The sequence below is a fragment of the Francisella sciaenopsi genome (assembly GCF_045862875.1).
GTDB classification, from domain to species: Bacteria; Pseudomonadota; Gammaproteobacteria; order Francisellales; family Francisellaceae; genus Francisella; species Francisella sciaenopsi.
The window spans coordinates 67690-80777 of record NZ_BTHG01000007.1 but is presented as its reverse complement, the minus strand read 5'-3'; the positions used below and the strand labels follow the sequence as shown (position 1 = coordinate 80777).

Below are 13088 nucleotides of genomic sequence, written 5' to 3'. Positions count from 1 at the left end.
ACATGGATATAAATACTATTTCAGTAACTTTAATTAATAACTCACTTCCTATTATTACAGCTTTTACAGTTCTAATTCACATTTTTTGTGGTTTAGGTATAGCAAAAGACATTCCTAAAGTCTTAGACAGAAGACTTACTACGATAATTCTACCAAAAAATATTTGGATACTTGTTGGATTAGTCTTTGGTATATGGGGATTACTTATATACTGGTTATTTCATCATTCAACTATATCAAGAGGTTAACAAACCATGAGTAATAATAATTTATGGGAACCAAAATCATATAACTCAATAGGTAAGTTTGTCACAGAATATGGCAATGAAATTGTTGAGCTTCTAAGCCCTCAAAAAGATGAGAAAATTTTAGATATTGGATGTGGTACGGGTGAACTCACTAATAAAATAAAACTAGAAGGATCTAGCATAGTTGGTATTGATGTATCAAATCAGATGTTAAATCAAGCCAAGAAAAACTATCCAGATATAGAATTTATACAAGCAGATGCTCAACAGGACTTACCATTTGACTTAGAGAGTTTTGATGCTGTTTTTTCAAATGCTGCATTACATTGGATGCTAAAGCCAACAGCTGTCATAAAAAATGTAAACAAAATTTTGAAGAAAAATGGTAGATTTGTTTTGGAGATGGGCGGTAAAGGAAATATAAAAAATCTATTAGCAAGTCTAGATAAAGCATCTCAAAAATATGCTATCCAAGACTATGCTCTTGAGAATTTTTATCCGAGTATTTCAGAGTATACTTCTCTACTTGAAAGTAATGGCTTTTTAGTTAAATATGCCATCCTATTTGAAAGACCTACACTATTAGAAGGTCATGATGGCTTTAGAAACTGGACTATGACTTTTAGAAAGAATTTATTAAATAAAGTAACTAATACTAATGAATTCTTAGAATATGCTGAAAAAATTGCTAAACCAAATCTGTATAAAGATGATAAGTGGTATGCAGATTATGTCCGATTAAGAGTTATTGCCTATAAAGCATAATAGCTAACAGACTTCTCCACCAAAAACTTCTTTTCTTAAATTCTCAATATCTTTTCTGATAATATCTTCAATAACTTCTTTGGTAAGGGTATGATCTATTCCTTTGATTAAACCAACATTCCCCCAAGTACTTTCAAAGAATTTATTATCAACGACATTATCATGCTCAGCCAAGGTAACCTTTATTGCTTCATGAAATTTTCCAAGCTTGCCATTAAACAATAATAACAGATATGCTCCTAACATCTTTCTAATCTTAATCTTACCTAGGACTCTCATTGTTTTATGATGAATAAAAAACGGCGTAATTAAGTGAAGTCTTTGATACAAGGCTTCATCAATTAACGATGAAATCCCGGCAGACATGGATATTGCATAGATAAGATCATAATTATCAACACTAATCTTATATTTATTAATAATTCTCTTGAGCTTACGCTTTACAAATACTGGTCGGCCTAAAGCTACTGTTGTTATCTTAGCTTTGATACCATCAATATCAATATGCTCAACACTATCACCTTTACTATAATAGCCTCTTATTACTAATATATTTAACTTGTCTTTATTCATTAATCGATAAGCTCTATCTGATAACCATCTGGATCTTTTATAAATGCTATAACTTGAGTACCACCTTTTACAGGACCAGCTTCACGAGTTACAATACCGCCTTTTGCTTTGACATCTTCACATGCCTTATAGACATCATCTACCTGCATACATAGGTGACCAAAAGCATTACCATGATCATACACATGATCGCCCCAGTTATATGTCAACTCCAACACAGTATGATCTGAAATATCACCATAACCAAGAAATGCTAAAGTATATTTATACTCTGAATTATCCATTTTCTTTTGAACAGTCATACCCAATATATTTGTATAAAAATCTATGGACTTATCTAAATCTTTAACTCGCAACATTACATGAGCAAAACGCATTTTAACTCCTTTAGAAAGTTTATTTGTTATTGATAAACTATTTTGCTATATTATAGCAGATTTTTGATCCCCTGTTCGTAACTATCCAGGGTTAACAAAACTAAAGGAATATAAATGACAAACTTCGATATTTTAATACTATTTACTTTTGTAGACTTCTTTGTCTTATTTTTAGCATATAAACTTTTTGGCAAAAAAGGATTACATATATTTATAGTTGTTAGTGTGATTGCCGCAAATATACAAGTTAACAAAGGCGTTGCTTACGATATTGCTGGCTTTCATATTGTTGCAACACTTGGCAATGTAATGTTTGGTGGTATATTTACTGCCAATGATCTACTAAATGAAAAGTATGGTAGACAAGAGGCTCGCAAAGCAGTTCTAAAATCAATATTTTTTGGCCTATCATTCGTGCTTTTAATGTTTATCTCAACGCTATTTACAAGCTTAAATGATGATTTCTATAATGATGTAAATAACTCTTTAAATCTATTTTTCTCAATAAATGGTGGTGCTTTAAAAGCTGTAATTATTGGAAACCTAGTTTATCTTGTATCTCAACTATTTGATGTACTTATATACTCTAAGATAAAAAGCTTTAGTTCTGATATAAAATGGTTATGGCTAAGAAACACTGGTTCAACTTTGATATCACAAATTCTTGATACTACACTTATAACTTATGGATTTGCATTTGCTGGGATTATCCCGATGGAATATGTTTTTGAAGTCATAATTTCAACATTGGTTATTAAATATATAATTGCGCTTATTAATGCACCTCTTTTCTATATTTTAGCGTTTACAAAGCCTAGAGAATCATAACTGTAAGGATAATAAGCATAATTACTAAATACGCCCAATTTTGTAACTTCTGAGAGATTTTACCTGATAAATTAACTCCTATTGATACCCCTATGAATGATCCAATTATCAAACTAATCGCTACAGGTAGATATACAAATCCCAAGCAATAATCAGGTAGGTTTGATAATCCGTAACCAGCAATAATATATGAGATGGCTCCAAAAAGTGCTAAAAAAGGTACTATTGATGATGCGATTGCTGCCGCTGTTGTAAGCCTATAATTACGACCTCTTAAAAAAGGAACGATAATTATACTTCCTCCAATACCTAATACAACTGAAACAAAACCTGTAAAAAGTCCATAAATATACAATAATATCGGTAGAGGTTTACCTATATTATTACAATATTCATCAGCTTCTGATTTCGCACTATTCAACATTTTTAAGACTAGTTTAATAACTGTATATATCAAAAATATTATAAACAAAGATTCTAATAGACTACTAGAAAGATAACTGGCGATAGCCGCTCCTAAAACTGTACCTACTATTAATCCCATCTTTAGCTTTAGGGCAATACTCCAAATTATATTGTTAGCTTTATAGTGAGCATATGTTGTTTTTATAGATGTAAAAAACATAACAAATAAAGATGTTGCAACAGCAATGTGCATAGAATTAGATACAAACATTGGTTCATGAATAGAGATAAATGTTACGATTGCTGGAACAACAATTAAGCCTCCTCCAAAGCCAAACATACCTGCTAGCACACCCACCAAAATACCAACTAATACAAAACTCAAAACTATAACAAACATATTCAACACCCAAAACTAATCAATTAAACAAGATCTATATCAAGAGGCTATTTAGAAAAAATTAGACTGATTAAATTACTTTTTAGTAATTTTCTCAAGCAATAACGTATCGCCGTCGATATTTTCTGTAACCAAACCCACACCTTTGCAATAAATCTCATAATCTATTATATGATGACAACTCTTACTACTATCATCCTTATTCTTATAACAATTATTAACATCATTATCCATACGTATACAATTTTTATAAGTATTACCATTTATTACTATTTCTGGAATTACTTTAGTAAACACCGAAGTCCCTTGATTATCAGACATTTCATCAGAATAATTTATAGTATCAATCTTGTTAAGAATAATTTCTTTAGGAAAAAGTTCTTGTGGCTTACTATCAATATCTACTGTTGTGCCATCAGGTTTACCACCTTTAATAGATGAGAAATAAACCACGCCACCTTTAATTTCATATACTGACTCGTTCGCAAAATAAGGCTTATCACTACCCATTTCAGTTACCGTATCGTAAACACATTTCGTCTTAGACTTATTACAACCTTTAACAGTAAGATCAAATGCTGGAGTAAGTTTAGCAGGCTTATCTAAATGATTGTAAACATAAATATAAGTAGCTCCAACATCTGTTGTGATATAATCACTTCCCTTCAAAGGTACTTGTTGATCTAAGTCTGTAGCAAACACTAATAATGGCGCAATACCTAAAGTTAAAACTATAGCCTTTTTCATACTTTTTCCTTATTTTTAGTTATTGAATATAAAGATTGAACAATATCTTTTTGACCAAAAAGATGCTCTCCTTTGTTATTCAACATACTATATTTAATATAAACCTCACCTACTCCCTTACAATAGATTTTAATAGAATCATATCGAGTATTTCTATGTGGTTGATCTTTATAGTCCACATTTTGTTTTAACTCAGCTTGAATACAGTTTTTATAAGTGTTGTTATTAAGAGTGATTTCTGGAATTAATTTTGTATATTTTGACGCTTCTTTGATAGTATAATCATCATAAGTTTCTGAGCTAGTTGCAACTTTATTTAGTTCTATTTTTTGAGGAAATAACGGCGTTTCTTGAAGCTCTGAGTCTCCAAGTTTCACTGTACGAATAGCACCATCACTATCTTTAATCTTCATAGTGTTAGTTTGAAAAACTGCACCATCTTCAATAACATATGTATACTCACTATAACCATTTGGTTTGCCTTTTGCATCATAGTTTCTTAGTTGATAAATACACTCTGTTTTACTTTCATTACAGCTTTTAACAAGCTGATCATATTTCCTTGCTTCAGGGTACATTACATCTGGTGAAACATATGTATAAACAGACTCTACATTAGTTGATATTAAATCAGAGCCTTTTAAAGATGTTTGATTTTGATCTGTAGCTAATGCCAGTAGAGGTAAAAAACTTAAAGTTAATATAAGTGGCTTCTTCATTTATCTTCCTTTGTTTGTTAATTTTAGCCCCCACCACTAAACAAACTACAGAAGAATAAAGTCTAAATCAAGCCCAACTTTAACAAACCATAGTATACACCATCATTATAGTTTGCCTTAGTTATTAGACTTGCTTTTTCTTTTAATTGAGGTGAAGCATTATCCATGGCAACAGCAACATCTACTCGATCAAACATTTCTAAATCGTTATTACCATCACCAAATGCATAGGTCTCATACCCTTCAAGATCTAGATATTCTACAACCTTATCAATACCATCTGCTTTAGTATGTCCTGCTAAATAACAATCAACATAACCATTTTCATTATGCGGAGCTATCACACACTCATCTCCTAACGTATGTTCTAAAGCTACAGTATCAACATTCCTACCCAAAACTAAAGCATTATAAATTGTTACATTATATAAGTTATGTGTTGTAATGATCTTATCCTTACTTACTATAACGTTATCATAAAAATAATTAAGATCTTCTGATTCAAGGTTGTTCACATATGCAAATTCACCTTCAAAAAGCCAGTCATGATTGTGTTTTTCACAAAATTCTAAAACATTATCAATCGCACTTTGCGGAAATAGCTTCTCATAAACAAGTTTATCACCAACACTGACTACAGAACCATTTGCCGTAACATAACCATCCATAGGCAAATCAAGAACTGCTGAAGGAATGAAACTCGGTGATCTACCTGTAGCTATAAAAGTTTTATAGCCTTGCTTTCTTAATTTTTTGATTGCTTGAATATTTTTATCTGAGACAAAAAGTTCACCCTTATTTTCATGTACTAAAGTACCATCAATATCAAAAAAAAATGCTTTGTTCATTATTTAACTAACTTGATTTTCATTAATATTGATAATGATAAATTACTAAAAGCTAAAAGGATATAGCTATTATAAAGAAAAGATTTTAATTATCTTAAAGGTGTAAAAAAATGCTTAATTACCATCTACTATATTTCTTGAATCATGACCTATACTTCTAGTTACATCTCTAGCTGCGTGACCTATAGAATCACCCATATCTTTAAAGTTTCCTTTTATTGATCCATTATTGCTTGAACTATCACTACTATCAGAACACGCTCCTAATAGAGCAACTAACATAACACAACAAACCAACTTTAGACATTTCATTTTTAAGACTCCTTTATTATAACTATCAATTACCATCTACTATATTTCTTGTACCATGACCTATACTTCTAGTTATATCCCTAGCAGCTTCACCTATAGAGTCACCCATATTTTCAAAGTTTTCTTTAATAGATCCATCACCATTATCATCAACTATATTTCTCGAATCATGGCCTATACTTTTAGTTACATCTTTAGCCGAATCTCCAATAGAATCACCCATATCTTTAAAGTTACTTTTAATTGATGCATTGCTGCTAACACTTGAAGTATCTTGCTCATTTGAGCATGAACCTAGTAAAATAATTGACATTACACAAACTATTGTTTTTAAATACCTCATTTGAAACACTCCTTAATTTTTTTTAAAATATAAACATCGCATCACCATAACTAAAAAATCTATATTTTTCAGCTATAGCATGTTCGTATGCTTTCATTATTTTTTCTTTATCTGCAAATGCGCTAACTAACATAATAAGCGTTGATTTAGGTAGATGAAAATTTGTGATCATCGCATCGACCACATTAAACTTTTTCCCTGGATATAAGAAAATATCAGTCTCACCTTGATAGGGCTGAATTTCTCCACTTTGAGCAGCTGTTTCAAGTGAACGCACAGAGGTTGTTCCTATAGCTATTACCTTACCACCATTAGCTTTAGTTTGGCGAATTTTCTCACAAACAGCTTCAGATACAGATATTACCTCGGCATGCATCTTATGATTATTAACATCATCGACTTGAACAGGTTTGAAAGTTCCTGATCCAACATGCAAAGTGATATAAGCTATATCAACACCTTTAGCTTTTATTTGTTGCATTAGTTTTTCTGAAAAGTGCAAACCAGCTGTTGGAGCAGCAACAGAGCCTAAGTCTTTAGCATACACTGTTTGATATCTCTCTGCATCAAACTCCTCATCATCTCGTTTCATATATGGAGGTAGAGGAATATGTCCAAACTCTTCCATCAATTGATAAATATCTTTATTACCCTGCAGCTCAAGTAGATACATACCACCATCTTTTTCTAACACTTTTGCCAAAGTATCTTGAACATATATCTCGCTACCAACAGCTGGTGAACGATTTGCTTTAATGTGTGTTTCAAAAATTTTGGGTGTTTTAACTCTTTCTATGAGATATTCAAGCTTTGCACCTGTAGTTTTTTCACCATACAATCTAGCAAGCATTACCTTACTATTATTGAAAATAAGCAAATCTTTTGGATTTATAAAGTCAATAAAATCAGTAAATTTATGATCTATGATCTCACCTGTTTGCTTATTCAACTTTAACAACCTACTAGCATCACGATTTTCTAAAGGATAACTAGCGATTAACTCTTCTGGTAACTTATAATCAAAATCGTCTGTTTTCATTTAATAAATTTATTTTTAAAAAAATCTTTTGAGCAGAATATTATCATAACTTAGATAATAGATATAACAATTTAGGTCATTATCATCCTAATATGCTATTATCCATATATAACAATTTAAATATAAATATTTATGTTATTTTCAGACTTAAACTTAAGCCAAAACATCATAGAAATATTAGAAAATAAAAATATCAAAACACCTACAAACTCACAGATTTTAAGCTTTGAAAAAATCTCAAATGGAGAAAATATCTGGCTAAAATCACCAACAGGTAGTGGTAAAACACTTGCTTATATTTTGCCAATTATAAATAAACTATTAATAGATAAAAAACCTCTTACACAAGTTGTTTTTTTCACACCTACTCATGAATTAGCCATTCAAATTAGTAATTTTATAAATGAGACATTCTCAAGTATAGGCATTAAATCACTAGCACTAATTGGTAAAGCATCGATAGAAAGACAAAAAGAAAAATTAAAGAAAAAACCAAATATTGTTGTTGGCTCTGTTGGGAGAATCCTAGAACTTATCGATCAAAAAAAACTGAAGGCTGCTCAGCTACAATACTGTATTATTGATGAAGCAGATCGTATGCTTGAAGATGATAGTTTAAAGCTTTTAAAACAGATCATCTCTAAAACTACAAATCTACAATATATATTAGGTTCCGCTACTATCAAAAACCATGCTTTTGATATCGCTAATGGGTTTATTGAAAATTTAGAGCTTATTGATAACTCAAAAGAAAAAGAAACTATAGAACATAGCTATATCACAGCTGATGGTAATCGTAAAACCGATACCTTACGAAAATTACTAAACAAAATATCTCCTGCCAAATCTATAGTATTTCTACATAGAAATAATGATGTCGATTTCGTCACAAAAAAAATAGATAAACTAGAATGTGGGGTTGGTTCTATTCATGGCGAACAAAATAAAATTGATAGAGCTAATACCATCAAAAAATTCAAGAATGGACAAATCAAAGTTTTAGTTGCCTCTGATGTTGCAGCTAGAGGACTTGATATTAATGATGTCGATTTTGTAATAAATTATGATATCCCATCCAAAGCAGAAGATTACCAACATCGAGCAGGCAGAACAGGTCGTATGGGTAAATCCGGTAATAGCATTCTAATAATTAAGGAAACTGAGTTTTCTTATATTGAAAAACTACAAAAAAAGTTAGGAATTGATATTAAGAAGTTTTAATATTTGTAAATTCACCTATTTAAAAATCTAATTTATAATCGAAATCATCTGTTTTTTATATTTATAGCAATATAGAGTTTCTGTTAGAAGTGATAACTAAAGGATAAATTTATGAAGATTTACTCTTAACTAATATTTCCTATACATCTGAATATGTTAATATAATTTTCCAAAACTAATTTAATACCCCAAAAACTAACTATGAAAAAATTTCTATGCACTACAATTATTATATTTGCAACATTATCAGCCTCTTTCGCTAGCGACTGGCCTAATGGATATATACCAAAAAAACAAATCATAAATATAGATGGCATTATAGGAGCTCCTCCAAGTACAGACTCATTAGCATTTTCTAGTGACAAAGCGATATCAGAAGCAGTATTTAGCCAAAATAAAAATACTACTGACTATAAAATAGCGATTCATGATGCATCTAATGACCAAGATGTTCATATTGCTGATTTTAGCAAAACTTTTGGCCAAGAAATCACTAAAGACAAAACTCCCGCAATATACACTTTATTAAATAGATCAACAACTGATGTATCGAATATAAAACAATCAGCTAAAGAAAAATACAAGAGAATAAGACCCTTTGTGTTTTTTGACAGAAAACCTTGCGATCCTGATGAAGATCCTAGTAGCTACTCATACCCTTCTGGACACTCATCTAGAGCTTGGAATTACGCTATGATTCTAGCAGAGCTAAAACCACAAACAGCTAAACAGCTTTTTGAGTTAGCTGATAGAAAATCCCAAAGTCGAGTTGTTTGCGGAGTACATTGGAAAAGTGATATCCAAGCTGCTAAAACTGTAGCTTTAGCAAACTTTGCAATTTTAAATGGAAACCAAGATTTTCTAAAAGATTTAGAAAAAGCTCGACAAGAAATTAATCAATAAGTTTACAAAGCCTGTTTTACTACTAAACTTTTAACAATACTATTTTTATCAACAAGCTCAAATCCAGCTCTGCGAGCTTTTTTAATATAATCATTCTCACTACCAAAGACTTCTTTGAAAGCTTTCATAAGAGCTATCATCTTAGTATTATCAAGCTTTCTTTCGCGTTGGTATTTATCTAACGTTGAGATATGCCCAATCAATCTACCTTTGGCAAAAGCTTCACTTACAACTTTACTCAAAGCTATAACATCCTTAAAGCCAATATTTACACCCTGACCAGCTAGTGGATGGATTGTATGAGCAGCGTCACCGACTAGTACAACATTACTTTTGATGTAACTCTTAGCATGACGCTGAACTAGTTCGAAACTAAATCTTTTAGATAAAAGCTTAACTTCTCCAAGAGTATTATTAATTGCTTTTGCTAACTCTAATTCAAATTTTTCATCTGCTAAACTCATCAAGAAATCAGCATAATCAGTTTTTACAGACCAAACGATCGAAGCTCTATTAGGATTTTCTAACGGTAAAAATGCTAAAACTCCCTTATTATAAAACCTTTGGTATGCAGTTTGATTATGTTGTTTTTCAAGCTCAAGAGTTGCCACTATCGCAGTATGTTTATATGGTTTAACTTTAGTTTCAAAATTAAAATAATCTCTAACAAAAGAGTTAGCTCCATCTGCGCCGACGATCAAGCTAGTTTCGATAATTTTATCAGCTAAAACAACTAGTTCAGTATTGCCATTCTTTTGAATTTTTTCTATTTTCTGATTCGTAAAAATTTCAATACCCGTATTACTAATTTTAGTAATGAGAGCTTGTGTTATAATATCATTTTCTACAATATTACCCAAACTATGCTCAGATATCTCTTCTGCTGAAATAGTAATACTTTCACTAGGAACATCATCCCAAACACACATTTGATAATATGGTGATATACGATTGCTTTTAATGGTATTCCAAACACCCAAATCTTGTAGCAATCTCTTAGATGTATGATTAATCGCACTTACTCTAGTTTCTACTCTATCTGAATTGAGATGCTTATGATTTATTTCTCTTGCTTCTATTACAGCGACTTGTAGACCATTCTGATGCAAGGATAAAGCTAAACTAAGCCCAACCATACCACCACCAACAATCACTACATCTTTTTGGATATTTCTAATGTTCATCTTCAACCACCTTTCTCATTAGTGTTGAACCTTTTGTTAGCTTACCCATCATCACTCGAGATAGAACTTTTTTAGCTAGTCTACTTCTTTGTAACAAATGTAATCCAACATTTCTACTTGCAACAAATTTAAAATCATTTGAAACAAACCATTTCACAAATCCATGTGTAATATTAATTGTTCTATCATGATCTGGTTTTCTAACTTTGGCAAACTCTTCTAAAACTGCTGCTATAGAGCTTTGTGAAAAATCACTTTCAACAAGTAAATCATATAAAAAGCCGATATCTCGAATACTTAAATTCATGCCTTGACCAGATACAGGATGTAAAAAATGCAAAGCATTACCAAAAAATAATACATTATTTTTATATACCTCATTTGATTGAACAAGATATAAAGGGAAAATAGCAGGTTTTGTTGCAACCCTAATTTCACCTAATCTGTAACCAAATCTATCTTGAATCATCTCTTGAAATTTATTTTTGTCTAAATTTAGTTTTTCTTTTGAATTATCTCTATCAACAGTCCAAACACAACCCATTGTAGTTTTTGATTTAGGAAGCATTGCAAGCACACCATCAGTCATAAACCTTTCATATGCTGTATTTTGATTGTCTTGATCCGTCTGAATATCAAAAACAATCGCATCTTGTTTATAATCAGTAATTTTAGCACCTACATTTAGCATTTTACGCATACTTGAGTTTGCACCATCACAAGCGATTATCAGAGAAGCTTGTATTATTTTATTTTGTTGCTCTTGCTCAACAACTAGCGAATAATCATCAGCATTCTTTTGCAAACTAATCACATTAGTCTCAAAAGCTTTTTCGATGTTTTGATTTTCTGTAACACTTTGTAAAGCAACTGACAATAACTCCTGCATTGGAGCAATAGCACCAAGAAATGTCAGATTCTCATCCTTAGCAAAAATCTCAGCTCTACCATATCGTCCTTTATCAGAAACATGAACCTTTTTTATGGCTTGGGTTTTACTAGCAACTTTATCCCACAAGCCAAGAGTATTCAAAAATGCTATAGATGAATAAGACACAGCGATACTGCGGTTATCATTTTTGACTTCTAGTTCATCTTTTTCAATATGAATAATTGAACATCCCGTTCTAGCAAGCGCTAATGAAGTTAATAAGCCGACAATACCTCCACCAACAATCGCTATATCATATTTAGTATTCATATAAATACCTAAACTTTTTCACTATCAATTAGCAATACTGCAACTTTTGTATACTCAAGCAATTCAATGAAGTCTTGTTCGCAGTCATCATTATCTTCAAGAGCTTCATAATCCATATAAGATATTTTCATCAAATCACTTATTGCTTCTTTAGTTTCTCTATCTTTAGAATTTTCGTAGTCTAAACCAAATAAACCTACACCAGACAAAAAACCTCTGATCCAATAAGTTAATGCTTCAGCTTTATAGCTTAAAGGCTCATCATCTTCTGGTAAAAATAGATCAAAACTTAACCCTTTTTCATCAAACTGAGACTGAGTGTAGTCATAAAGTTTTTTCATAGTTTGCAAAGCTGAAACTGCTATTAAATCACCTTCTTCAATTGGTTTTGTCATCAAAGAATCTGACCACGCAGTGAATTTGACCTCCGCTCCAAAGCTAAATAATGCACAAAGTAGCCCATGTGCTTCTGAAGCTGTAGTTAAGGCTTGCATTACTTTTAGAGCTTCTGCGACATCTTCAAAATTAGGTTTTTCATTTTTCATAGATAGAATTTATTTTATATATTATTAACTGATATTTTACTGTATATAGATAATTAGTTATAGGTATTTTTTTAAAAGTATTAGCTTAATAAAATAACTTCTCGGCACGCGCTAAAAGTAGATAAGTCAAATCAAACAAAGTCAAGCAATATATCTACAAACTTTTTACGATAAATTGTTCAAAGAAAACATATAGTCGTTTATAATACACACGTATTCAAAAGTTTAGTTGTCTGGATTATTGGTGATTTAGTTACAATCTTGTACCGATACTACTTAGAATAGGGAGCTTGGTGTTTGAACTAGAGAGCAAGCTTTGATGCAATGCATTCACAAAGAAGCCCAACGTTGAAACTATGGCACCCAAACTTGATACCATAGGGATCAAGAACATTGAACTAAAGCGGTAATCTGGACAACTAATTATTTT

Annotated in this window: 17 protein-coding genes and 1 other RNA gene; 6 read left to right on the top strand and 12 right to left on the bottom strand. The window is 31.2% G+C overall.

Annotated features, from left to right (window positions below; translation table 11 throughout):
• Positions 1-2: 2 nt before the first annotated feature.
• Together ACKTR7_RS08750 and ACKTR7_RS08745 are read left to right on the top strand one after the other, a co-directional pair.
• Positions 3-248, top strand: coding sequence for a hypothetical protein (locus ACKTR7_RS08750; protein WP_012280797.1), 246 nt, complete (start codon positions 3-5; stop codon positions 246-248).
• A 6-nt stretch (positions 249-254) separates the two neighbouring features.
• Positions 255-1013, top strand: coding sequence for a class I SAM-dependent methyltransferase (locus ACKTR7_RS08745; RefSeq protein WP_407877944.1), 759 nt, complete (start codon positions 255-257; stop codon positions 1011-1013).
• A 3-nt stretch (positions 1014-1016) separates the two neighbouring features.
• Here the strand turns inward: ACKTR7_RS08745 and ACKTR7_RS08740 are convergent, their stop codons facing one another.
• On the bottom strand, positions 1017-1586 hold the full coding sequence (locus ACKTR7_RS08740; RefSeq protein WP_044526491.1) for a hypothetical protein: 570 nt from the start codon (positions 1584-1586) through the stop codon (positions 1017-1019).
• Complete coding sequence (gloA, locus tag ACKTR7_RS08735; RefSeq protein ID WP_044526492.1) at positions 1586-1963, bottom strand: lactoylglutathione lyase; 378 nt, start codon at positions 1961-1963, stop codon at positions 1586-1588. The genes ACKTR7_RS08740 and gloA overlap by 1 nt, the downstream gene beginning before the upstream one ends.
• Before the next feature lie 114 nt (positions 1964-2077).
• Here gloA and ACKTR7_RS08730 point away from each other — a divergent pair, with 114 nt between their 5' ends.
• Entirely contained in the window at positions 2078-2791 is a 714-nt protein-coding gene (locus ACKTR7_RS08730; protein WP_044526493.1) for a queuosine precursor transporter, read from the top strand.
• Here the strand turns inward: ACKTR7_RS08730 and ACKTR7_RS08725 are convergent.
• The 7 genes from ACKTR7_RS08725 to queA form a co-directional block, all read right to left on the bottom strand.
• The gene (locus ACKTR7_RS08725; RefSeq protein ID WP_407877943.1) at positions 2778-3596 is read right to left on the bottom strand and encodes a sulfite exporter TauE/SafE family protein; all 819 of its coding nucleotides are present in this window, start codon (positions 3594-3596) and stop codon (positions 2778-2780) included. The genes ACKTR7_RS08730 and ACKTR7_RS08725 overlap by 14 nt on opposite strands.
• Positions 3597-3671: 75 nt before the next feature.
• Positions 3672-4343, bottom strand: coding sequence for a hypothetical protein (locus tag ACKTR7_RS08720; protein ID WP_407877942.1), 672 nt, complete (start codon positions 4341-4343; stop codon positions 3672-3674).
• A complete protein-coding gene (locus tag ACKTR7_RS08715) occupies positions 4340-5062 on the bottom strand; it encodes a hypothetical protein (RefSeq protein ID WP_407877941.1) in 723 nt (240 codons plus the stop codon). The genes ACKTR7_RS08720 and ACKTR7_RS08715 overlap by 4 nt, the downstream gene beginning before the upstream one ends.
• 62 nt (positions 5063-5124) lie before the next feature.
• Positions 5125-5910, bottom strand: coding sequence for a Cof-type HAD-IIB family hydrolase (locus ACKTR7_RS08710; RefSeq protein WP_407877940.1), 786 nt, complete (start codon positions 5908-5910; stop codon positions 5125-5127).
• 114 nt (positions 5911-6024) lie between these two features.
• A complete protein-coding gene (locus ACKTR7_RS08705; protein ID WP_407877939.1) occupies positions 6025-6222 on the bottom strand; it encodes a hypothetical protein in 198 nt (65 codons plus the stop codon).
• Positions 6223-6247: 25 nt separating this feature from the next.
• The gene (locus ACKTR7_RS08700; RefSeq protein WP_407877938.1) at positions 6248-6565 is read right to left on the bottom strand and encodes a hypothetical protein; all 318 of its coding nucleotides are present in this window, start codon (positions 6563-6565) and stop codon (positions 6248-6250) included.
• Between the two features lie 22 nt (positions 6566-6587).
• Positions 6588-7604 (bottom strand): tRNA preQ1(34) S-adenosylmethionine ribosyltransferase-isomerase QueA, encoded by a 1017-nt coding sequence (queA, locus tag ACKTR7_RS08695; RefSeq protein ID WP_407877937.1) that lies wholly within the window; start codon positions 7602-7604, stop codon positions 6588-6590.
• 132 nt (positions 7605-7736) lie between these two features.
• On the opposite strand from queA, the gene ACKTR7_RS08690 reads away from it, so the two are divergent.
• Together ACKTR7_RS08690 and ACKTR7_RS08685 are read left to right on the top strand one after the other, a co-directional pair.
• On the top strand, positions 7737-8825 hold the full coding sequence (locus ACKTR7_RS08690) for a DEAD/DEAH box helicase (RefSeq protein WP_407877936.1): 1089 nt from the start codon (positions 7737-7739) through the stop codon (positions 8823-8825).
• 201 nt (positions 8826-9026) lie between these two features.
• Entirely contained in the window at positions 9027-9728 is a 702-nt protein-coding gene (locus tag ACKTR7_RS08685; RefSeq protein WP_407877935.1) for an acid phosphatase, read from the top strand.
• Between the two features lie 2 nt (positions 9729-9730).
• Here ACKTR7_RS08685 and ACKTR7_RS08680 read toward each other — a convergent pair whose 3' ends face one another.
• Genes ACKTR7_RS08680 through ACKTR7_RS08670 form a run of 3 tightly spaced genes read right to left on the bottom strand, consistent with a single transcriptional unit; the run spans position 9731 to position 12658 of the window.
• Positions 9731-10912, bottom strand: coding sequence for a UbiH/UbiF/VisC/COQ6 family ubiquinone biosynthesis hydroxylase (locus ACKTR7_RS08680; protein ID WP_407877934.1), 1182 nt, complete (start codon positions 10910-10912; stop codon positions 9731-9733).
• Entirely contained in the window at positions 10902-12113 is a 1212-nt protein-coding gene (locus ACKTR7_RS08675) for an FAD-dependent monooxygenase (protein ID WP_407877933.1), read from the bottom strand. Before ACKTR7_RS08675 ends, ACKTR7_RS08680 begins: the two co-directional genes overlap by 11 nt.
• 8 nt (positions 12114-12121) lie before the next feature.
• Positions 12122-12658 carry a UPF0149 family protein gene (locus ACKTR7_RS08670; RefSeq protein WP_407877932.1) on the bottom strand — a complete coding sequence of 179 codons (537 nt, stop codon included), beginning with the start codon at positions 12656-12658 and terminating at the stop codon, positions 12122-12124.
• 227 nt (positions 12659-12885) lie between these two features.
• Here ACKTR7_RS08670 and ssrS point away from each other — a divergent pair.
• A non-coding RNA gene (ssrS, locus tag ACKTR7_RS08665) (6S RNA) lies at positions 12886-13080 on the top strand.
• Positions 13081-13088: the final 8 nt, after the last annotated feature.

Coding starts and splice junctions, on each gene's coding strand:
- ACKTR7_RS08750 (WP_012280797.1), top strand. CDS start 3: ATGGATATAAATACTATTTCAGTAACTTTAATTAATAACTCACTTCCT.
- ACKTR7_RS08745 (WP_407877944.1), top strand. CDS start 255: ATGAGTAATAATAATTTATGGGAACCAAAATCATATAACTCAATAGGT.
- ACKTR7_RS08740 (WP_044526491.1), bottom strand. CDS start 1,586: ATGAATAAAGACAAGTTAAATATATTAGTAATAAGAGGCTATTATAGT.
- gloA (WP_044526492.1), bottom strand. CDS start 1,963: ATGCGTTTTGCTCATGTAATGTTGCGAGTTAAAGATTTAGATAAGTCC.
- ACKTR7_RS08730 (WP_044526493.1), top strand. CDS start 2,078: ATGACAAACTTCGATATTTTAATACTATTTACTTTTGTAGACTTCTTT.
- ACKTR7_RS08725 (WP_407877943.1), bottom strand. CDS start 3,596: ATGTTTGTTATAGTTTTGAGTTTTGTATTAGTTGGTATTTTGGTGGGT.
- ACKTR7_RS08720 (WP_407877942.1), bottom strand. CDS start 4,343: ATGAAAAAGGCTATAGTTTTAACTTTAGGTATTGCGCCATTATTAGTG.
- ACKTR7_RS08715 (WP_407877941.1), bottom strand. CDS start 5,062: ATGAAGAAGCCACTTATATTAACTTTAAGTTTTTTACCTCTACTGGCA.
- ACKTR7_RS08710 (WP_407877940.1), bottom strand. CDS start 5,910: ATGAACAAAGCATTTTTTTTTGATATTGATGGTACTTTAGTACATGAA.
- ACKTR7_RS08705 (WP_407877939.1), bottom strand. CDS start 6,222: ATGAAATGTCTAAAGTTGGTTTGTTGTGTTATGTTAGTTGCTCTATTA.
- ACKTR7_RS08700 (WP_407877938.1), bottom strand. CDS start 6,565: ATGAGGTATTTAAAAACAATAGTTTGTGTAATGTCAATTATTTTACTA.
- queA (WP_407877937.1), bottom strand. CDS start 7,604: ATGAAAACAGACGATTTTGATTATAAGTTACCAGAAGAGTTAATCGCT.
- ACKTR7_RS08690 (WP_407877936.1), top strand. CDS start 7,737: ATGTTATTTTCAGACTTAAACTTAAGCCAAAACATCATAGAAATATTA.
- ACKTR7_RS08685 (WP_407877935.1), top strand. CDS start 9,027: ATGAAAAAATTTCTATGCACTACAATTATTATATTTGCAACATTATCA.
- ACKTR7_RS08680 (WP_407877934.1), bottom strand. CDS start 10,912: ATGAACATTAGAAATATCCAAAAAGATGTAGTGATTGTTGGTGGTGGT.
- ACKTR7_RS08675 (WP_407877933.1), bottom strand. CDS start 12,113: ATGAATACTAAATATGATATAGCGATTGTTGGTGGAGGTATTGTCGGC.
- ACKTR7_RS08670 (WP_407877932.1), bottom strand. CDS start 12,658: ATGAAAAATGAAAAACCTAATTTTGAAGATGTCGCAGAAGCTCTAAAA.